Raw genomic sequence first — 18633 nt, 5'->3', positions numbered from 1 at the left:
AAGGGGGCATGCTCATGGTCTGAAAACCTTGAGCATGCCCCTTAATTTTGAAATGGCATGGAGTAGCGCAGTAAGATATCTGCTCGTCAATCCCCCCGTTTCGCGTTCTTGTGCAAAGATATACTCGCCCCGCTCTTATAAACCAAGCGAAATATACTTCACCTCCAGGAACTCATCCATTCCGTAGTGCCCGCCTTCCCGGCCGAGCCCACTCTCTTTGAATCCGCCGAATGGCGCTTGCGCCGTCGAAGGTACTGGATCATTCACGCCCACAATCCCGTAATCCAGCGATTCCGCAATGTTGACCGCTTCGCCTAGATTCTGCGTAAATACATAGGCTGCTAATCCAAAGGGACTGTTATTGGCACGCTGCACCACTTCGTCTATCGTCCGGAAAGTGGTGATCGGCGCAAGGGGACCGAAGGTTTCCTCGTTCATGCACTCCATGTCGTCCGTTACGTTCATAATGACTGTCGGCTCAATATAATTGCGGCCCAGCTCCGGTAATGCTTGACCTCCTGCCAGTATGACTCCGCCCTTCTCTTCCGCGTCCTTGATCTGTCTTACGACTTTATCCACAGCGTCCCGGTTAATCAAAGGACCAATATCGACGCCGTTCTCCAGTCCATTTCCTACCTTCAATTGCTTGACAAGCTCAGCAAACTTCGCGGCAAACTCCTGCGCAATGCCTTCCTGAACATATACCCGGTTGGCACACACGCAGGTCTGTCCCCCATTGCGGAATTTAGAGGAGATTAATCCGGAAGCCGCTTGGTTCAGGTCAGCCTGATCGGTCACAATAAAGGGCGCATGACCGCCAAGCTCCAGCGATATTTTCTTGACGTTTGCGGCAGCTCCAGCCATCAGCTGTTTCCCCACCTCGGTTGATCCTGTAAAGGACAGCTTTCTTACGCGGCTGTCCGCCTGCCACACGCCGGAAATGTCGCTTGAAGATCCAGTTACGATGTTAATAACCCCGGCTGGAATACCGGCCTGATCTGCAAGCTCTACCAGCTTGATAGCCGTAAACGGCGTCTCACCGGATGGCTTGATCACCACCGTGCATCCGGCGGCTAGAGCGGGCGCCACCTTACGGGTAATCATGGATGCCGGGAAGTTCCACGGCGTAATCGCTGCTACGACGCCAACAGGCTGCTTCGTTACAATGATGCGTTGGCGGCTGGATGATCCGGGTATGGTCTCGCCGTAGATTCGTTTGCCTTCCTCCGCATACCAGGCCACAAAGCTGTTGGCATATTGTATCTCACCTGCTGCTTCCTTCAGCGGTTTCCCCTGCTCTGTGGTCATAATCCGCGCCAATTCATCCGTATGCTCCGCTATGAGCTGATGCCAGCGGCGCAGCAGTTCCCCTCGCTCATTCGCCGTTCTGCGGGACCACGCCGGAAAAGCATCGGCTGCCGCATCGACGGCCAGGGCGGCTTCCTTCTTGCCAGCCTTGGACACAGTACTTATCACCTTGCCATCCGCCGGATTATATACATCCATCTGTTCTTCGGTCTGAATCCATTGTCCAGCGATATAGATTTGATTTCGAAACATAGTAAAGACCTCCTCATCATCTCTTCATGGCTGCAAGTGACTGTTGATCATCATCTTCTAAGGTCACGATTCGTCCTTCTTATTATCCGTTACCCACTTACCCTAATGCAAAAAAATAAAACACCGGAGCTCATGTGAAAGCTCCAGTGTTTCTTATATTCATAACGACTACTTATTTAATCGCTGCGTCTACTTCCGTGATCATTTCGGATACGGACGTCAGGCCGCCACCGGAAAGATACCAGAAATCCGGATTCAAGTAAACGATGTTACCCTCTTTCGCTGCGTTCGTTGTATTCACAAGCTCGTTCTCAACGACCGCTTTAGCACCTGAATCCCCTTCGCCTGTGGCAACCGCTGCACCACGATCGACTACAAAGAGATAATCCGGGTTCATCTCAACGATGTACTCATTCGAAATGTCTTTACCATGTGTGCTGACTTCAATGTTAGGATCTACAGCTCCGAAACCGAACACGTCGTGCAGAATACCAAAGCGGGAACCTGGTCCGTATGCACTGATTTTGCCTTCGTTAGCCAGGATGATCAATGCCTTCTTGCCAGTTGCTGTAGCTTTCTCATTCAAAGCTTTGATGTTCTCGTCAATTGTAGCAAGTTCTTTTTCAACTTCTGCTTCTTTACCAAAGATTTGACCCAGCGTGTTCATGTTTGCTTTAAAGGATTCCATGTATTTGCTTGTATCCACACCCAGGAAGATGGTTGGAGCAATTTTGCTGAGTTCATCATACGCATCTTGCTGTCTGCCGGAAATGATGATCAGATCCGGTTTAATGCTGTTGATTTTCTCGAAGTCAGGCTCTTTCAAGCTGCCCACATTCTCATATTTCTTGTCTTCGAATTTGGACAGGTAGGCCGGGACATTCGCTTGGGGTACGCCCAAAACCTCAACGCCCAGTTTATCGACAGAGTCCAGAATACCAAAATCGAAAACAACGACACGGGAAGGATTCTTCTTAACAAGTGTATCGCCCAGTTGATGGGTAATCGTGATTTCTTCGGTTGCAGCCGGTGTATCTCCAGCTGCATCTCCTCCACCCGTGCCGCTTGTTTTATCGTCTTGACCACAAGCCGCGAGTACAAGCGTGAACATTGCTACCATAAATAAAGCCAACCATTTTTTCATTGTTTTACACCCCATTTTTATATTTAAAAGCTTTAATAATCAAACATATATTTGAACTTATGGTTGAATATGTAATTTGTTTCGCGCAGATTAAACTATGCCGTCCTGTATCCAAGGCAGCCCTGTCCTTGTATATGATTAAGGATTCCGTGCTTCTGTTCCCCCAGAATCCTTATCCTCTACTCTCTACTACCATGTCGCCTAGCCGTAGTAGACACATACCCGATTGTCATTAATCTCTTCGATCTCAATGTCCATGTCATAGATTCCGCGAAGCACATTGCTCTGAATAATGTTCTCGGTCTTCCCTTCGCTTTCAATGGCTCCATCCTTCAATGCCACAATGTAATCCGAATAAAAGGAAGCGAAGTTGATGTCATGAATCACGATTACAATCGTCTTGTTCAGATCAGCGACAAGCTTTCTGAGAATCTTCATAATCTGTACGGAGTGTTTCATGTCCAGATTGTTCAGAGGTTCATCCAGCAGGATATACTCTGTATTCTGGGCGATAACCATCGCAATGTAGGCACGCTGGGTCTGACCGCCGCTGAGCTGATGAAGATATTTATGCTGCATATCCCCAAGCTCCATATAAGAGATCGCCTCATCTACGTATTTCTCATCTTCTGCGTTCAATCTGCCCTGAGAGTAAGGAAAACGACCGAAGGATACAAGCTCACGCACCGTCAGACGGAGGCTGATATGGTTGGATTGTTTCAGGATCGAAACCTTCTTCGCCAGATCACCGCTCTTCCATTGGCTGACCTCTTTACCGTCCACCGTAATTTGTCCGCTGTCTTTGCCTGTTAATCTACTAATCATGGACAGCAAGGTACTCTTGCCAGCACCGTTCGGGCCGATAAAGGAAGTGATTTGACCTTTCGGGATCGTAACCGACACGTTATCAACGACTTTTTTGCCGCCATAGACTTTCGATACGTTCGTAACCTGGATCATGCTTTACTCTCCTTTAGTAGCAGGTATATGAAGTAGACACCGCCGATGAAGTTGATAATGACGCTGAGCGTTGTAGAGAACGTAAACACCCGCTCTACAACCAATTGACCGCCGACCAGTGCAATAATGCTAATCAGTATGGATGCTGCAATTAAATATGAATGCCTGTATGTCTTCATAACCTCGTACGCAACATTGACAACCAGGAGCCCGAGGAATGTGATCGGCCCTACCAAAGCGGTAGCCACCGAGATCAGAACGGCAACCACAATCAGAAGACGCTTCACAACATAATCATAATTCACGCCGAGGTTGATCGCCTGCTCACGGCCAAGCGCCAGCACGTTCAGGTACTTGGCAAATCGGGCAAAGTACAGCAAGGTCAGCACAACGACAATGACCGACAGGACCAGAAGCTCGGTCTTCACATTGTTAAAGCTGGCAAACATTTTGTCGGCCACAAACTGGAACTCGTTCGGGTCAATCAACACTTCCATAAAAGAAGACATGCTGGAGAACAGGGTTCCAAAAATCATGCCGATCAGCAGCAGGAAGTAAATGTTGTTTCCTTCCCTTTTGAACAGAATCTTGTATAAGACTCCGGCAAACAGGATCATCCCGCCGACGTTGATCAGAAAGTTAACGTTGCTGCCCAGTTTATACAGTGTGAAGGATCCGAAGACAAAGATGACGGTGGTCTGGATCAGTACATATAAGGAATCTAATCCCATAACGCTTGGCGTCAGTATCCGGTTATTCGTGACCGTTTGAAACACCGTGGTAGACAGAGCGATCGCTCCGCCGGTCAGAATGATGGCAAGCACCTTCTTGATTCTTCTTGGAAGCGCGTAATCCCAATTGCCGCCAAGATCAATGAACAGAAAGACTGCCACCAGGATGATTGCCGCTGCGGCCAACAGGCCGAGTTTGGCTTTATAAGTCATAAGCCTTTCTCCTCATCAGTAAGAAAATGAATATACCGCTTCCGAGTACGCCCACGGTTAGACTAATCGGAATTTCATAGGGATAAATAATGATCCGGCCCAGGATGTCACAGAACAGTACGAACCCGGCCCCCAGCAGCGCGGTATGCGAAAGGCTTTTTTTCAAGTGGTCTCCTAAGTACAAACTGACAATATTAGGTATGATCAGACCAAGAAACGGAATCACGCCGACCGTCAGCACGACAGATGCCGTAACCAGCGCCACGATGACCAATCCCAGATTCACAACTCTCCGGTAGTGAAGACCCAGGTTGGTTGCAAACTCCTCTCCCATTCCGGCCACCGTAAACTTGTTGGCGAACAGATACGCCAGAATCAAAAGCGGGATACTAATATAGAGCATTTCATACTGGCCCTTCATGATCATGGAAAAATCACCCTGAAGCCATGCGGACATATTCTGAATAAGATCATATTTGTATGCAAAGAAGGTGGCTATCGAACTCACGATATTACCAAACATCAGCCCTACGAGCGGGATGAAGATCGCATCCTTAAACTTAATCCGATCCAGTATCTTCATGAAGATAAAGGTTCCTGCCAGAGCGAATACAAATGCCACGAGCATTTTGATAAGCGGACCGCTTGTCGTGAAGACGAGCATGGCTACCAAAATCCCTAGTCTGGCAGAGTCCATCGTACCTGCCGTGGTCGGCGATACGAACTTATTGCGGCTGAGCTGCTGCATGATCAATCCGCAGATACTCATGCTGACACCCGCCAATATAAGACTGACAAGCCTAGGAATCCGGCTTACAAGCATAATATGCTGTTGTTGTTCTGTCATCGAGAACAGTTGCAGTGGCGAGATATCTTTAACTCCAATAAATAATGAGATTATCGAGAGTACCACAACGGCTGCAAATAAGTATCTAATCTTCATGGCTCTTCCTTCTATGCGTATGTCTCTAAATATCCGGGATCTCGCAATTTCCAACACCATTCTCATTGAGATTGATTATCAATCGCGCTCTGATATGCATTATATCATCCTCATTCTGGCTCGACAAGTGTAATTGAGAATCAAAATCAATTAATTTGTTCATACTTGTATATTTTGTTCATGAATTGTTCATAATATGAAGTTTCGAGAAGACATAGCTAATAGCCTCAGGTAGGAAGCACTCCTTTCGTTTAAACCTCCATATAATGAAGCTTCTCTAAAAGCCAGACGGATTCAATTCATATTTAATAGATGAGGGAAATTATATTTGATCAAAGTCGTTGACAATTACTCTAAGTTATATTAACATACTAACATAAATATTATTCCTAACTAAACGTAAGTTAATATGGAATGATAATTAAAATATTGCTAAATAAGCAACATGCATATTTGCTTGAAGTAAAGGACATCTTCTTATCAGGCGTATGTAAATTCGATTACACCAGGAGGTTTTTTTTCAATGTCTAAAGATTTTTCAACTGCACTCAAAAGTCGCCGTTCTTATTACGGGATTAGCAAAGAATCCGTTATCTCGGACGAGCGTATTCAGGAAATCGTAAACGAAGCGGTTAAGTATACCCCGTCTTCTTTCAACTCTCAAAGTGCACGCGTCGTTGTATTGCTTGGCGAACAGCATGATAAACTGTGGAACATCACGGAAGGCATCCTGAAGGAAGTCGTTGGCGATGAAGAAGCATTCAAATCCACTGCCGACAAAATGGGCGCATTCCGCGCTGGTTACGGTACGGTATTGTTCTTCGAGGACAACAACGTCATTGCCGGGCTGCAACAAAACTTTGCCGCTTATGCCGACAACTTCCCGATTTGGTCCAACCAATCCAACGGCATGCTGCAATTTGTAGTATGGACCTCCCTTGAAGCAGAAGGTCTGGGTGCATCCCTGCAGCACTACAACCCGCTAATCGACGAAAAAGTAAAATCCGAATGGAACATCCCGGAAAACTGGAAGCTGCTTGCTCAAATGCCTTTCGGTAAGCCGGTTGTTGAACCAGGCGAAAAAGAATTTGCACCGCTGGAAGATCGCGTGAAAGTTTACAACTAATTAAATAGATGAATAAGGCCGTCTACCTAAGTTCCAGTAACTTGGATAGGCGGTCTTTTTATAATGGGCAAAGATTGAAAAACCGATCACTAAGCGATACAATTAGTCAGGTAAGAACCCTCGAACTTTTAAGATAACAGAAGCTCCGGGCAAACTTGCGATAACCAACTACATAGGATGTTGGCTGTACTAGGGGTGCCATGTGCTGAGAGACGGCGGTTTGCCGTTAACCCTTAACACCCGATCTAGGTCATACTAGCGTGGGGAAGTGTAGCATTTATGTTTATTTCTTTTCGTAGGCATAACTGCACTTTCTTCATGGGGTGCGGTTTTTTTTGCGTGGACTTATATCATGGGGAGGAAATAACAATGAATGAGCTTGTATGCGGAACCAGTCGGATCGTCGGGTGCCGGTTCTCGGTATTTCCCATGACGGACCGGTTTGTGGAAGTCATCATGGGCGCACTAGATTCCGTGGATACGGGGAAGGTGTTGATTCGGACAGATGATGTGAGCACCTGTATTCGTGGACGTGCAGAGCATGTCTTTGATGTGACAAGGGCGATATTCGCCCATGCTGCGGCGAGTGGCGTGCATACCGTTTTTAATGGTACTTATTCCATCGGTTGCCCCGGAGATACGGACGCCGATGTATATATGACTGAGGATTCGACCCTCTTAAACAACGACATCGGGGAACATGCCGATATTGAGACTGCCTGCCAATTCGCTCTTTACCCCATGGGTACCGATAACTACATGGATGTCATCTACGGTGAAGTTAATCGTGCGAAGGCAGCCGGGACATTCGCCGGAAGCGTTCATTACGCCAGCCGATTGAGTGGGTCACTGGCCCAGGTGTTTGGATCGCTTGAAGAGGCGTTTTTACATGCGATTCAATCCGACAGCAGCCATTTGGTCATGACTGCGGTTGTGTCCGCACACAGCCCTTCGGTCAAAGCCGCATCGAATTGAGTTCTATTGAGGCAGACAAAAGCCCGGCAAGCGCCGGGCTTCCTGTCACTACTGCCAAGAACCTTGACGGTTTAAACCCAAGCACTCAAGATAATTACGAGCAGGATAAAGAGAACCAAAATCATTCCTACTGAATTGTTCCATCCACCGCCGCCATATACTCCGCTCATGAAGATCCCCTCCTGGATTTAAAGAATGACGTGATGTAATCACACTATTATAGTATTGCCCGTCTCGTGATAGTGTCACGGCTAATGTACCCCTCTTTTTATACTGGCAAGGAAATTCTATTCCTCATAACCGATGAGAAGCTTGCCTCCGTACGGACGGAGCATTTCCTCGGTGAATGCCATAAGAACTGAAGGATCATCCTGGCGATACATCGCCGCGAGCGCTGCTTCCAATCGTTCTCCCAAGATCGAGTCATAGCTGTTGAACAGACGGAACAGCGTTTTCCCTTCACCCGTCCACTCCCGGTTCACCCTAAGTACAAAATCACAGAGAATCGCCGCTATTTTGTGCACCGTAAACCACTTTTCGGCGTCCCTTCGGGGACTCTGCAAATCCAGCATGTACTCGGTTAGCATATAACGGTATTCGTCAATGTCGGTTAGCATCAAGGGTATGGGTCCGTAATTCAAATCGCTTCGGGCTTCCGCCCGCACCTCTTCCCCCTCAGGCAGCGCGAGCAGCACCGTCCCTTCTACGACCATCCGCTGCAAAGAAGGATTCGCCGCACTCACTCCCTCGTCGAAATATTCGCGATAGGAGGATAAAGACAATATAAATATTTCCGCGATCCACCCATGTGCCTCTATCGTCTTCCTGCTGAAATCATAACTATCTCGTTCAATAACCATGATGTCCAAATCGGATTGTTCATTATATTCGCCTCTGCTCGCGCTGCCGCCAAGCACAGCAAGCAAACAGTCGGGATAATCGTGTTGAATGATGCGTTCCGCTGCCTCTACCGGTTCCATCCTCATGACGTTTCCTCCATTATGATTCTGATCCTCCCGAAAAAAGGGCTCAAAATATCTAATTCAGCTAAAACCCTAAACGTACCTGAATCATATGGTAAATAAACGATTACCCTCATGTTGATGACAAGGAAGAAGGGATAGATGAGATGAACTATATTCATATGCTCTCCAAATTAGGTATGGGCAGTGCCCACCCGGGAGGATTCGAGGCAACCCTCCGAATGCTGAAGAATTATCCCATTCAACCGGGCAGCCGCATTCTGGAGGTCGGGTGTGGAACGGGCAGAACCGCATGCCATCTTTCGGAGATGGGGTATCAAGTAACAGCCATTGACCTGAACGAAAATATGATCAAAAAAGCCCGTGCAAGAGCCGAAGCGATGGAAATCGACGTGCAGTTCCAACAAGCGGATGTATGCGCATTGCCTTTCGAGGACAACCAATTCGACCTAATCATGGCCGAGTCCGTTACCGTATTTACGGATACTACGAAATCACTGCCCGAATATTACCGCGTTCTGGATCGTGGAGGCGTCCTGCAGGACAGAGAATTGCTGCTTGATAAACCCATGCCGGAGGCAAAACTTCAGGAACTGCTCGAATTCTTCGGTATTCCTAATCTCATGATGAGGGAAGAATGGGCGGACTCCCTCTTGGCTTGCGGGTTTAAACAGGAAGAAATTCTGGAGTACAACCACTTCAATGAGCAGTTAAAGGAAGAGCAAACACGTCATCTGGATACATTTGAACAGCGCGATAAAGGACTCCTGTTCGATGTGGCGCTCTGGGAAACGTTGTTCAAGCATGACCGCATGATCCTGGATAATACCGATTATCTCGCTTCCGCCTTATTCCGGGCTGTAAAATAAAATCACTTCATATCTGTGCATCAAGTGGGGATTCGCATATTTGCTGCGTATCCCCTCTCCCTCCTTAATTTCAGTACTTTCGACCTAATCCAACACTTTTTGTCAATTCGTTATATCTAGTTTTGCCTGTCGATGCTATAATCATGGTAAATATATCCTATGTTGTTGAGGAGGACTCATTCTTATGGCATGGTTCAACAGACTCCCTATCTCGCGAAAAATTACCGCAGCCTGTTTTCTCATTGCCGCTTTGTTTGCGGTTCCAATGCTGCTTGCATTTATTCTGATGGGTAAAGCAATCATTGGCGTGGTCATCGTCGTGGCACTAACCGGTCTTACTTTTCCTCTTTCTCGTCTTATTGAGAAAACGCTTACTAATTCCTTTGCGGAAATCTCCAGCGTTTCCGCCAAAATCGCCAAAGGCGACTTCACCTTCCAGGTAGAAGAGGTTGGGGGCATGAACGATCTCAGCCGAACGTTCAACAGTATGGTGGACAAGCTTCGAAAAATATTGCAGGAAACCTCGGATATCACCCGCCATGTCATGACGTCAAGCTCCAACATCTCGATTAAAAATCAGGAGCTGATTCAAGTGATGAATCAAGTCTCCTTATCCTCCAATGAGCTGGCCGTCGGCGCTAACGAAATATCGGAAGACGTAGCCGAAATGACGCATTCCATCGGTGAGATCGAAGAGAAGGTCAGCAATTATACGCATTCAACCCAGGAAATGAATACCCGTTCGATCGAAACGCTGGGACTGGTTGAGCAAGGAAGGGACTCCGTTGCCAAGCAGTCTGCAGGGATGGAGCGTAATATTGAAGCAACGGCCAAGGTCTCGGAATCCATTGATGCGCTGGCTAAGAGCGCCAGGGGAATTACGCAGATCACGGAGACGATCTCGGAACTTGCCGATCAGACCAACTTGTTATCCTTGAACGCATCCATTGAAGCGGCAAGGGCAGGCGAGCATGGCGCTGGCTTTGCCGTTGTCGCCCAAGAGGTGCGTAAATTGGCTGAGGAATCCACATCATCAACGCGGGAAGTATTCAATCTCGTACGGAGCATCGAATCGGACGTGAAACATGCAACTCAGAATATAAAAATTAATGAAGAGGTCGTCAGGCAGCAAACCGAAATGATCCGTGAAGCTGAGCTGGTGTTCATGGAGATTGTAAACAGTGTGCAGTATATCTCGGAACAGATCGCCGCTTTCTCCAAGGAGAGCGAATCCATGCTGGAAAGTGCGAAGAGCATTTCTTCCGCAATTCAGAACATATCGGCGATTACGCAGCAATCCGCCGCAGGAACGGAGCAGGTGTCGGCATCCATGAATGAGGGCATCTCATCGATCCAGAAGATGGCCGAGGAAGCAGAAGCGATGAATAATGCCGTCTTCCGGCTGCAAAAAACGATCAACATTTTCAAATTTTAAGTAGGGTACAGCCTACATCATGTCTATTACTTTCGAAGCAGCAAACGAACCGAAAATGCGAAAAATGGCTGTGCAAGGATACCATCCTGAGCACAGCCATTTCTTCATTGGACCCTTTTTTTTAATCTGACGAACCGTCCGTGTGAGCAGACCCTTCATATGGGACAGCCCCCTTATGTATCATGTAAATACACCTGCATTATTGCTCGCTCCATAACCGCGCGATATTCACAAGCCGCCCTTCTTCAAACTCGACTCGATATATATCGGGCAGCGTCATTCCTTGCCAGAAATGATAATCGAATCGTTGATCATAATGCTGCAGCATAAGTGTCATAATGTCGCCGTGCGTGCCAATCACGACACGCTTTCCTAAATGCGTATTCAAGATTCCCTCTAGCACCTGGACTGCTCGGCTTTGTGCGGCTTTGCTGGATTCCCCTCCGGGAAAGGACGTGGTTGGATCCTGAAACAGTATCTTTTTGGCATCGAGGAAGGAATGCCTCTGAAAATCTCCGACCTTCCGTTCCCTTAAGTCCTCTTGCTCCGCAATCGGGAGTCCTAAAGCATCCGCCAATGGTTGGACCGTGTCCTTGGCTCGCTGATAAGGGCTTGAAGTAATAGCGTCAATCCCTTCACCCAGAAGCAATTCCTTGACTCGAACCGCAGCCAGGGAACCCTCCGCGGACAATCCCCGCGACCTTTCCTTCCCATCGATAAAGGGAGATTCCGCATGTCTCACAAAATAAATAGTCGTCATCCTTCAACCTCTGCTTCTTTATGAGCCTCACCCTTTAATACGGGCTCCAGCATCATCTCTACAAACGGTGTTAACGGCAACAACTCCAATGACTCCAAGGGAATCCATTTGGCTCCTAATGAGTCTTGGCCATCAGTGTCCGTTTTGATAACAGCTTGAAGATCCAACAGCTCGACATCATACATGATGCCGATGTGATGCAGCTCTTCCATCTGATTCGCCTCATACTGATATACGATCGTGTAAGATACAGCCGTCCGAATGCTCCCCTTAATTGGAGAAAGCCCAGTTTCCTCTAAAAATTCGCGCTGCAGCGTATGCTCCGGCTCTTCTCCGAACTCAATGGAGCCGCCCGGTAAATCCCACTTCCCCTTGTGTGGCCCTCTCGCTTTCTGGATCAACAGGATGTGATCATGCTGAATCAGTACTCCATAAACACCGAGATGCGTATGTTTCACCACGGTTAACACACTCCTTTTCTTGCAGTGAAGGTAATCCATTGACTTCGGAAAAGTACGTCTCTCCCATCCTTCACTTCCTGAATATCCTGCTGCACCTGCCGCCTCGTTAAGATCTCCCATTCCGAATACAGCTCATCAAGGATGGAAAAGACCCTGTCGGCCGACAGATTCAACTCAATTAAGCCCTCTTCCTCCAAACCTGTCTCCTGATCGATTTCCTTAACCTCTGTGCTCATCATTATGCAATGTACGCCCTGCTCCACGGTTCCAGCCTGGATCTGTTTGATCTTGGATACAAAGACTTCCTCGGAGCTCATATGCTCCAGACATGAGCATGCGATGACGTAATGATAAGTATCCTCGGCAATTTCATAGTGCTCTACGTCTGCCACAAGTGCCTCAAGATTTGAGCTTACGCCATGCAATACGGCATACTGCCGCAGCTTGTCAACTGCCGATGGCAGCAGATCCACGCAGATGACCTTCCCGTTCACTGCTTGAATCCGCTGCGCCACCGGAATGCTGTTACGCCCGACGCCACAGCCTAGATCCAGTACCCGCATCTCACGAAACGGCAATAATTCCAAATGATCCAGGACCGTCTGAACGGGCTTGGCTAACCAGCTCCCAGGTTGAAACAGTACGGCTTCTTCGTACAATGTCTCGTGATACGATATTTCCTTTTCACGTGCGCGGTTGAATATGTCCATGCTATATCCCCTTGTCCTGGCCGTTATAACGTCAATCTATAAATTCCATATGGACCAAGCCCATTTCCTTGCTCGCTGCAACTCCTGCTAGGATACCCTTTTCTAATCTTTGCTTATCGTTAGCTGCGGCCACTGATCCTTCCATTGCTTCTTCCCTACCCGTTCCAAATAATAGCGTCGCTTATGAAAGTTAGGGCATCTGCGAACCCGAAGCGCAAATAAATCCTCCAGTCCGTAAGGACAGCAGAGCTCAAGCTCTCCTTCGGCGTTCATCCTTGCCCCGACCGCGGTAGCCGTCTCCGTCCAATGAGCTAACGCATCATGGGTCGAGTGATAGGGCTCATCTCCATTCTTCACATGCATTCTGGCCTGATTCTTGACCGACCATTTCGGATTCCCCGTTGTTGTTCTTAGAAGCTCTTCCAATCGAATATCCCGCGCTTCAGACACATCTTCCGGATCGAAATACACCACATCGATATCCGTATGCCGATCCGTCCCTTCTAACCCATGAAGCAAGTCCCACACATAATTTCGTATGTAGCCTGCAGCAATATAGCATTGCGGCAGCCCTAAGTCGCGAACGATGACCAAATCCGTCATCAATTGCTGATGCTGGCTTATGTAATCATTTAACCGTTTCTCTAACATACCATCCACCGCCAATGACTTGATATTCTTTTCTGCCCTCTTACCATTCAACTGCCACATGTTCTTATATTAGTTAGCTGCAACTTGAATAAGAGCGTACCCTAAAATCCTGTATTCGTGTAAAAAAGCATAGACCGCTTCACGAAGAGAAGGAAACGGTCTATGCACACTCATAGATATAACTATTATATTCCAGATAATCCCTGAACGGCAAGAGAAAGCAGGGATTATGGGACGCAACGGGTGATACCCGAGCTGCATGTTGGACAGAAATCTGAGCATGCATGCGCCATAACAGCTTCAACTTGAGCCAGATTGACTTCGGTATGCTCATGTAAGAGAGCTTATAAGCCGGATTTCGGACAGCCATGCACGAAATAATCCCACTACCGAACAATCAAGGCCAGTGGTGTTAGCTACACAGCCGCATCCACCCGCTCCTGTGAAGCGCCGTCGCAGCGCTTGCACACTTTCAGGGCAGTCCCGTCCGATTTGGTTCGGGGATACAACAATTTAGTTCGGGTACTCTTGCACACCGGACATGTACCGCGCGCGCGAGTTGGTAGGTTCCACAAGGATTTGCCTCTTTTTTGTTTTGCCATTTGTCAGATACCCCATTTCATAGATTCATTATTATCACTCTTACATATATGAAAGGGTTCGGCAGAACATGTCGGGCAGTTCCATTTAGATCTCACATAATATGGCTCACCACCATTGCAACCTCATCAGATCCGGAATAGATGATGAATCGCCGTCATGGACACCTCCGTCGCACATTCGAAAAACGAGTGGGGTAAGATAACAAAAGCGAGAAGGCAAATGAAGACGCCCTCCCGCTTGTGCAACGAATTACTTATTTATAAAAGCCACAATCTCTTCCTTGGACGGTATGGAGGCTTGCGCGCCTGGCCGGGTCACCGTCAGTGCAGCCGCTGCAGTTGCAAACTGAAGCGCTTCTTCCGTTTCCAGTCCCTCCGTGCAAGCTGCCGCATAAGCACCGATGAAGGTATCTCCTGCCGCCGTGGTATCCACGGGTCTGACGCGGAAAGCCGGAACGGTGAAACGCTCGCCTTGTGCATTCCCATAGAAGCAGCCTTGCTCGCCAAGGGTGATGATCACGTTGGAGGTGCCTCTGCCGATAATCGACGCTGCAGCCGCATCTGCTGAAGCAGCGTCCTCCACCTTCATGCCGCTTACCACTTCAGCTTCCGTTTCGTTCACGATCAAAGTATCGAGCAACGGCAACACGTCATGAGGGATCTTTCGCGCAGGCGCCGGGTTCAGCCAGACGCGAACGCCTGCCTTGCTGGCCGATTGAATAACATACTCCGTCGTCTGCCACGGAACTTCATTCTGCAGCAGCACAGCGTATATTCCATCCCAGTTCACCTCAGTCGCTACGTCTTCTTCGGTCAACCGCCCATTGGCTCCTTCCGACAGCACGATATAATTCTCGCCTTCCTCATTGACCGTGATGATCGCAATCCCCGAGGTGCCTGTCTTGGAGAGGATGGATGTAACGCCAACCCCGCGCTCCTCCAAGGAAGCAACCAGTGTATTCCCAAAAGGATCAAGACCAACCGCGCCGACCATAGCACAATCCGCACCTGCTGAGGCGGCAGCCACAGCCTGATTCGCTCCTTTCCCCCCAGGAAAAAAAGATGTACCCCTGCTGTGAATCGTTTCCCCGGGCCGGGGAAACTGCTCTACATTACTCACAACATCCATATTAATGCTTCCAATGACAACTAGCTTGCGCAAAGATAACCTGCTCCCTTCTCTTAAACCGACTTCGGCTCTGATGTACGGACGTGAACATCCCTAATCTCGTTCTCGCCATCCTCCAAGCAGCCAAAGCCGAACATGCCATGACCATAGACGGTTTCCTTGCATTCTAGCACATTGTCTCCATTAATATACAAGATGAACCGATCCTTTTCGGATACCAGCTTCAGGCGGTATTCTTTCCCCCATTCCCAATCGTATCTTGCCGTAATCAGACGCTTGATCCCGAAGTCCTGTTTGATAAACGATACGGAATTCGGACCGTCGAACCCGGCCAGATAATGCCGCATGACCCCTTGCGCCCTTGTAATCAGACAATGGCTGGTGCCTGATATTGGTCTAATGGTCGCTTCAATCTCCATATCTCCGGCATAGTAATTGCCGGAATAGGACGAGGTATCTCCTTCAGATATACAATGCAGTGCTCCGTCACGCAGCTCCCATTTTCCTCGATGATGAGAGAATGGAGTGACAGAAGCGAACTCTTTGGCCTGCTTGGCAAAATCGATCGTATAATCCGCCGCTCCCGTGATGCGGAATTGCCCGACTAACAAACTACCGATAGCGCGGTTCAATAGCGGCGACGGGCTCTCGAGTATCCAGCCGATTTCATCGATCATGGCGCCTTCGGTATCCGGAATGACGAATTGAATCGTATTCCACTCTCCGCAAACCGGAGTAACGGCCTCAAGACACACATCTTCCTGTGTAAACGTATTCCGTACATACGGGGTCAGTCTTACCGGTTCACCCTCCCACTGGTCGACATAAATTTGGGCGGATACGGTCTGCCCGCTATAGGCCAAGGGGGCAAAGGTCGGCTTATATTTCTCATCGTTAAACTCCGCACGCCGATAGAACGGTTTATAGTAGATTTTGCTGCTGTCGCCTTCTACCAGTCGGTCAAAGACGACTTCCAAGGATCCTCGACCAGCATAGGAATTCCTGGTTGTATGGCGCAAGACAGGCGTCTTGAACGAATTGCTTGTCCGAAAGCCGTGCGTGGACCCCGGCAGGTCGAAATCGAAATACACCTCGCCTTGCTTCACCCGCGACACCAACGCTTCGGGTGCCTTCTCTCCATTGAGTCGATAGCCAAGCAGGGCAAGCTCTTTGGCGAATGTCGGAAAATCCACCAGATTCAAATAACCGGATACACTGGAAGCCACGATGAAGTCATTGATCGGCTTGCGATAATGATCCGGAATCCCCGCCAGGCCGCCGTAAACGCCTATGATCGTGCCCACGTTTCCTGCGTTGCAATCGGTGTCCCAGCCACACATCGATGCGATCTCGACCGTGCGGGCAAAATCCCCCTCGCCATATAGAAGGGCAAGCACGCACACGCCCGCATTCGGGATAATGTGGCATACGCCAGTATACTTATCATATCCCCAGTGATCCTCCAAATATTGACGGCAAGCGCTGAAATCCGATGGATGCTCCCGGTGGAAGTCCATCACCGCATGGACCACGCCCGCATAGGTGGAGTCATCCGGAATCATGCGAAGTCCTTCCGCGATAATCTCATCCATGGATGAAGCATCAAAGGCTTTGGCTATGCAAGCAGCCATGAAGCGGGCGCCGTACAGCCCGTTGCCGTCGTGCGAGACACTGGCGGCTTTTTCCGCATAATCCGCCGCTTTCTCCGCCTGACCCGGGAACAGCAGGCCCCAGGAATCGATGAAGATCTGGCCGCCAATCTGCTCCGCCATCTCCGTGCCGTTGACCTCAATCGAACCGGAGCGGGGGGCTGAAATGCCTTTGCGCAGATTAACATAAGCACGGTGCTCCGTACTGATATCCTCGCCGCCCCACCAAAACATGCCGATCCCTTCCCTTGCGTAGTTGAGCCATGCCTTGCCAACATCTTCTGGCTCAAGCTCTCGGTCCGTCGCATCGTCATACAGCGCGCGAATAAAGAATACCGGTCCGTTCGCGTCATCGTCGGCGGCAAAGGTTTTGTACGGCTTCACGTAATCCCGGATATCGCCGTACACATCCCGAATGCGTTCGTAAGTCCAAGCAACCGGTTCGATGGGGGCACCGAGCCTGATGCCAATGTTCATACCGATGAATCCTGCATATACCGTCTCCAAATAATGTTCAGGTATCATTTGCTCTCCCTCCTAGCCTTGAAACCATATATTTCCACATGAAAAGCTAACGATTAATAATTTGCTTTCGGTTCTCGTTGATCCGCAGATCATCCTCGATGATCTGCTCGGCAATGCCGCTGAACCTGTCGGCGATGGCACACAGGTCCAAGCGGTTCACCTTATTCAGCTGCTCGATATCTTCCTTGCGGATAACCTCACAGCCGTACATGGCGCCCAGGATGACCCCGGCCATAACGCCGATCGAGTCTGTGTCACGCCCGGAGTTAACCCCGTCCAGAATCGAACGATAGTAATCGCCGTCATTGAGCACGATAAACGCTAGTGCCATCGGCAGTTCTTCAATCGACCATAGACGGCTCGGTGTATAATGATTGCTTGGGATGCCAACCTTGTCGATATGACGGCTCACGTCATCGCCCATCGGCGAATACTTGAGCATGATCGCCTGAAACATCTCGATCACTTTGTCCATGTCATCCCGCTCCTGCCGCAATTCGCGGGCGGCTTGCGTCATTTCCACAATGGCTGCTTTCGTGCCGTCTTTTGCCAGGCTGATCGCGGTGCGGACAATATCGTCCACACTCACCCCCGGCTCAAAGGCCTTCGCCACACAAGCAGCCAGAACGCCTGCGGCTTCCAGACCGTAGCTGCTCTGATGACCCATCGCAAACAGGATGGCTTCATCATAAGCCGCCTTGGGATTACCGGCATTGACGATCCCGATCGGGGCGATGTACATCGCCGCCCCGCAGTTCACCATATTCCCGATGCCCCCTTCTCTCGGATCGCAATTGGCCAGCACATGACGCATGAAGATGTATTTTTCCGGATAGAACAACCGGTCAATGATCAACGTCTCCTCATTCAGCTCCGGGACAAACGTCTTGCGGAACGCAATCTCCTTCACGAATTCATTGCCCATATCATAGGCATCCAGATGCCGGCCTTCAGTAAGATAAACATTCATGAGCGCAATGGTCATCAGCGTATCGTCCGTGACAATCCCGTCGCCCCTTACCCGTCCAAGCCGGACGTCGGCAGGCAGATCCATCTTATGCCATCTTGTCATAAGAGATTCCACGCGTCCGTATTTGGACTTGATCTCCTCGTACGTCAATTTCTCGATTGGAGCTCCCATTGCGTCTCCGAGCGCGGTGGATACCACCACGCCCCTCACCCGGTCACGAAACAAAGTCATAGTCAT

General features: G+C 49.1%; 19 protein-coding genes and 1 riboswitch. Of the genes, 4 read left to right on the top strand and 15 right to left on the bottom strand.

The window, feature by feature from the left end; translation table 11 throughout:
- Positions 1-135 precede the first annotated feature (135 nt).
- The 5 genes from J7E85_RS18580 to J7E85_RS18560 all read right to left on the bottom strand — a co-directional run bounded on the left by J7E85_RS18580 (position 136) and on the right by J7E85_RS18560 (position 5551).
- Complete coding sequence (locus tag J7E85_RS18580) at positions 136-1560, bottom strand: NAD-dependent succinate-semialdehyde dehydrogenase (RefSeq protein ID WP_215160278.1); 1425 nt, start codon at positions 1558-1560, stop codon at positions 136-138.
- 172 nt (positions 1561-1732) lie between these two features.
- Entirely contained in the window at positions 1733-2704 is a 972-nt protein-coding gene (locus J7E85_RS18575; protein ID WP_215160276.1) for a siderophore ABC transporter substrate-binding protein, read from the bottom strand.
- Between the two features lie 201 nt (positions 2705-2905).
- Positions 2906-3664 carry an iron ABC transporter ATP-binding protein gene (locus tag J7E85_RS18570; protein ID WP_076325073.1) on the bottom strand — a complete coding sequence of 253 codons (759 nt, stop codon included), beginning with the start codon at positions 3662-3664 and terminating at the stop codon, positions 2906-2908.
- A complete protein-coding gene (locus tag J7E85_RS18565) occupies positions 3661-4608 on the bottom strand; it encodes an iron chelate uptake ABC transporter family permease subunit (protein ID WP_098747217.1) in 948 nt (315 codons plus the stop codon). The genes J7E85_RS18570 and J7E85_RS18565 overlap by 4 nt, the downstream gene beginning before the upstream one ends.
- Positions 4598-5551 (bottom strand): ABC transporter permease, encoded by a 954-nt coding sequence (locus J7E85_RS18560; protein WP_076325075.1) that lies wholly within the window; start codon positions 5549-5551, stop codon positions 4598-4600. Before J7E85_RS18560 ends, J7E85_RS18565 begins: the two co-directional genes overlap by 11 nt.
- A gap of 523 nt (positions 5552-6074) precedes the next feature.
- Here J7E85_RS18560 and J7E85_RS18555 point away from each other — a divergent pair.
- Together J7E85_RS18555 and J7E85_RS18550 are read left to right on the top strand one after the other, a co-directional pair.
- Positions 6075-6677: a nitroreductase family protein gene (locus J7E85_RS18555; RefSeq protein ID WP_215160274.1), complete on the top strand. Its 603-nt coding sequence runs from the start codon at positions 6075-6077 to the stop codon at positions 6675-6677.
- Positions 6678-6858: 181 nt separating this feature from the next.
- Positions 6859-6961: riboswitch (TPP riboswitch) on the top strand.
- Positions 6962-7046: 85 nt separating this feature from the next.
- Complete coding sequence (locus J7E85_RS18550) at positions 7047-7652, top strand: Ykof family thiamine-binding protein (protein WP_215160272.1); 606 nt, start codon at positions 7047-7049, stop codon at positions 7650-7652.
- Between the two features lie 71 nt (positions 7653-7723).
- Here J7E85_RS18550 and J7E85_RS18545 read toward each other — a convergent pair whose 3' ends face one another.
- Positions 7724-7822, bottom strand: a complete 99-nt coding sequence (locus J7E85_RS18545) for a sporulation protein YjcZ (protein WP_215160270.1) — start codon at positions 7820-7822, stop codon at positions 7724-7726.
- 117 nt (positions 7823-7939) lie between these two features.
- Entirely contained in the window at positions 7940-8638 is a 699-nt protein-coding gene (locus J7E85_RS18540) for a nucleotidyltransferase domain-containing protein (protein WP_215160268.1), read from the bottom strand.
- Positions 8639-8781: 143 nt separating this feature from the next.
- On the opposite strand from J7E85_RS18540, the gene J7E85_RS18535 reads away from it, so the two are divergent.
- Both J7E85_RS18535 and J7E85_RS18530 read left to right on the top strand, forming a co-directional pair.
- Positions 8782-9504: a class I SAM-dependent methyltransferase gene (locus J7E85_RS18535; protein ID WP_215160266.1), complete on the top strand. Its 723-nt coding sequence runs from the start codon at positions 8782-8784 to the stop codon at positions 9502-9504.
- A 184-nt stretch (positions 9505-9688) separates the two neighbouring features.
- Positions 9689-10939, top strand: a complete 1251-nt coding sequence (locus J7E85_RS18530; RefSeq protein WP_215160264.1) for a methyl-accepting chemotaxis protein — start codon at positions 9689-9691, stop codon at positions 10937-10939.
- 199 nt (positions 10940-11138) lie between these two features.
- Here the strand turns inward: J7E85_RS18530 and J7E85_RS18525 are convergent, their stop codons facing one another.
- From J7E85_RS18525 to J7E85_RS18490, 8 genes are all read right to left on the bottom strand, one after another.
- Positions 11139-11699, bottom strand: coding sequence for a histidine phosphatase family protein (locus tag J7E85_RS18525; protein ID WP_215160262.1), 561 nt, complete (start codon positions 11697-11699; stop codon positions 11139-11141).
- Positions 11696-12160 carry an NUDIX hydrolase gene (locus tag J7E85_RS18520; protein WP_215160261.1) on the bottom strand — a complete coding sequence of 155 codons (465 nt, stop codon included), beginning with the start codon at positions 12158-12160 and terminating at the stop codon, positions 11696-11698. The genes J7E85_RS18525 and J7E85_RS18520 overlap by 4 nt, the downstream gene beginning before the upstream one ends.
- A 2-nt stretch (positions 12161-12162) precedes the next feature.
- The gene (locus tag J7E85_RS18515) at positions 12163-12870 is read right to left on the bottom strand and encodes a class I SAM-dependent methyltransferase (protein ID WP_215160259.1); all 708 of its coding nucleotides are present in this window, start codon (positions 12868-12870) and stop codon (positions 12163-12165) included.
- A 102-nt stretch (positions 12871-12972) separates the two neighbouring features.
- Positions 12973-13521: a nucleotidyltransferase family protein gene (locus J7E85_RS18510; RefSeq protein WP_215160257.1), complete on the bottom strand. Its 549-nt coding sequence runs from the start codon at positions 13519-13521 to the stop codon at positions 12973-12975.
- 416 nt (positions 13522-13937) lie between these two features.
- The gene (locus tag J7E85_RS18505; RefSeq protein WP_074961828.1) at positions 13938-14123 is read right to left on the bottom strand and encodes a hypothetical protein; all 186 of its coding nucleotides are present in this window, start codon (positions 14121-14123) and stop codon (positions 13938-13940) included.
- Positions 14124-14373: 250 nt separating this feature from the next.
- Complete coding sequence (gene rbsK / locus J7E85_RS18500) at positions 14374-15285, bottom strand: ribokinase (protein WP_215160255.1); 912 nt, start codon at positions 15283-15285, stop codon at positions 14374-14376.
- Positions 15286-15305: 20 nt separating this feature from the next.
- A complete protein-coding gene (locus J7E85_RS18495) occupies positions 15306-17426 on the bottom strand; it encodes an ADP-ribosylglycohydrolase family protein (RefSeq protein WP_215160253.1) in 2121 nt (706 codons plus the stop codon).
- A gap of 46 nt (positions 17427-17472) precedes the next feature.
- Positions 17473-18627: an ADP-ribosylglycohydrolase family protein gene (locus tag J7E85_RS18490; protein ID WP_215160251.1), complete on the bottom strand. Its 1155-nt coding sequence runs from the start codon at positions 18625-18627 to the stop codon at positions 17473-17475.
- Positions 18628-18633: the final 6 nt, after the last annotated feature.

The sequence above is a fragment of the Paenibacillus sp. ISL-20 genome, from assembly GCF_018613005.1.
In the GTDB taxonomy this organism is placed as follows: Bacteria; Bacillota; Bacilli; order Paenibacillales; family Paenibacillaceae; genus Paenibacillus_AQ.
Note: the sequence above shows the minus strand (reverse complement) of the source record. Positions and strands in the feature narration are given on the sequence as shown.

Excerpts from the sequence above, each read along its gene's own strand:
- J7E85_RS18580 (WP_215160278.1), bottom strand. The coding sequence starts at position 1,560 with ATGTTTCGAAATCAAATCTATATCGCTGGACAATGGATTCAGACCGAA.
- J7E85_RS18560 (WP_076325075.1), bottom strand. The coding sequence starts at position 5,551 with ATGAAGATTAGATACTTATTTGCAGCCGTTGTGGTACTCTCGATAATC.
- J7E85_RS18515 (WP_215160259.1), bottom strand. The coding sequence starts at position 12,870 with ATGGACATATTCAACCGCGCACGTGAAAAGGAAATATCGTATCACGAG.
- J7E85_RS18490 (WP_215160251.1), bottom strand. The coding sequence starts at position 18,627 with ATGACTTTGTTTCGTGACCGGGTGAGGGGCGTGGTGGTATCCACCGCG.
- J7E85_RS18535 (WP_215160266.1), top strand. The coding sequence starts at position 8,782 with ATGAACTATATTCATATGCTCTCCAAATTAGGTATGGGCAGTGCCCAC.
- J7E85_RS18495 (WP_215160253.1), bottom strand. The coding sequence starts at position 17,426 with ATGATACCTGAACATTATTTGGAGACGGTATATGCAGGATTCATCGGT.
- J7E85_RS18575 (WP_215160276.1), bottom strand. The coding sequence starts at position 2,704 with ATGAAAAAATGGTTGGCTTTATTTATGGTAGCAATGTTCACGCTTGTA.
- J7E85_RS18565 (WP_098747217.1), bottom strand. The coding sequence starts at position 4,608 with ATGACTTATAAAGCCAAACTCGGCCTGTTGGCCGCAGCGGCAATCATC.
- J7E85_RS18545 (WP_215160270.1), bottom strand. The coding sequence starts at position 7,822 with ATGAGCGGAGTATATGGCGGCGGTGGATGGAACAATTCAGTAGGAATG.
- J7E85_RS18570 (WP_076325073.1), bottom strand. The coding sequence starts at position 3,664 with ATGATCCAGGTTACGAACGTATCGAAAGTCTATGGCGGCAAAAAAGTC.
- J7E85_RS18510 (WP_215160257.1), bottom strand. The coding sequence starts at position 13,521 with ATGTTAGAGAAACGGTTAAATGATTACATAAGCCAGCATCAGCAATTG.
- J7E85_RS18540 (WP_215160268.1), bottom strand. The coding sequence starts at position 8,638 with ATGAGGATGGAACCGGTAGAGGCAGCGGAACGCATCATTCAACACGAT.
- J7E85_RS18550 (WP_215160272.1), top strand. The coding sequence starts at position 7,047 with ATGAATGAGCTTGTATGCGGAACCAGTCGGATCGTCGGGTGCCGGTTC.
- J7E85_RS18530 (WP_215160264.1), top strand. The coding sequence starts at position 9,689 with ATGGCATGGTTCAACAGACTCCCTATCTCGCGAAAAATTACCGCAGCC.
- J7E85_RS18525 (WP_215160262.1), bottom strand. The coding sequence starts at position 11,699 with ATGACGACTATTTATTTTGTGAGACATGCGGAATCTCCCTTTATCGAT.
- J7E85_RS18555 (WP_215160274.1), top strand. The coding sequence starts at position 6,075 with ATGTCTAAAGATTTTTCAACTGCACTCAAAAGTCGCCGTTCTTATTAC.
- J7E85_RS18505 (WP_074961828.1), bottom strand. The coding sequence starts at position 14,123 with ATGGCAAAACAAAAAAGAGGCAAATCCTTGTGGAACCTACCAACTCGC.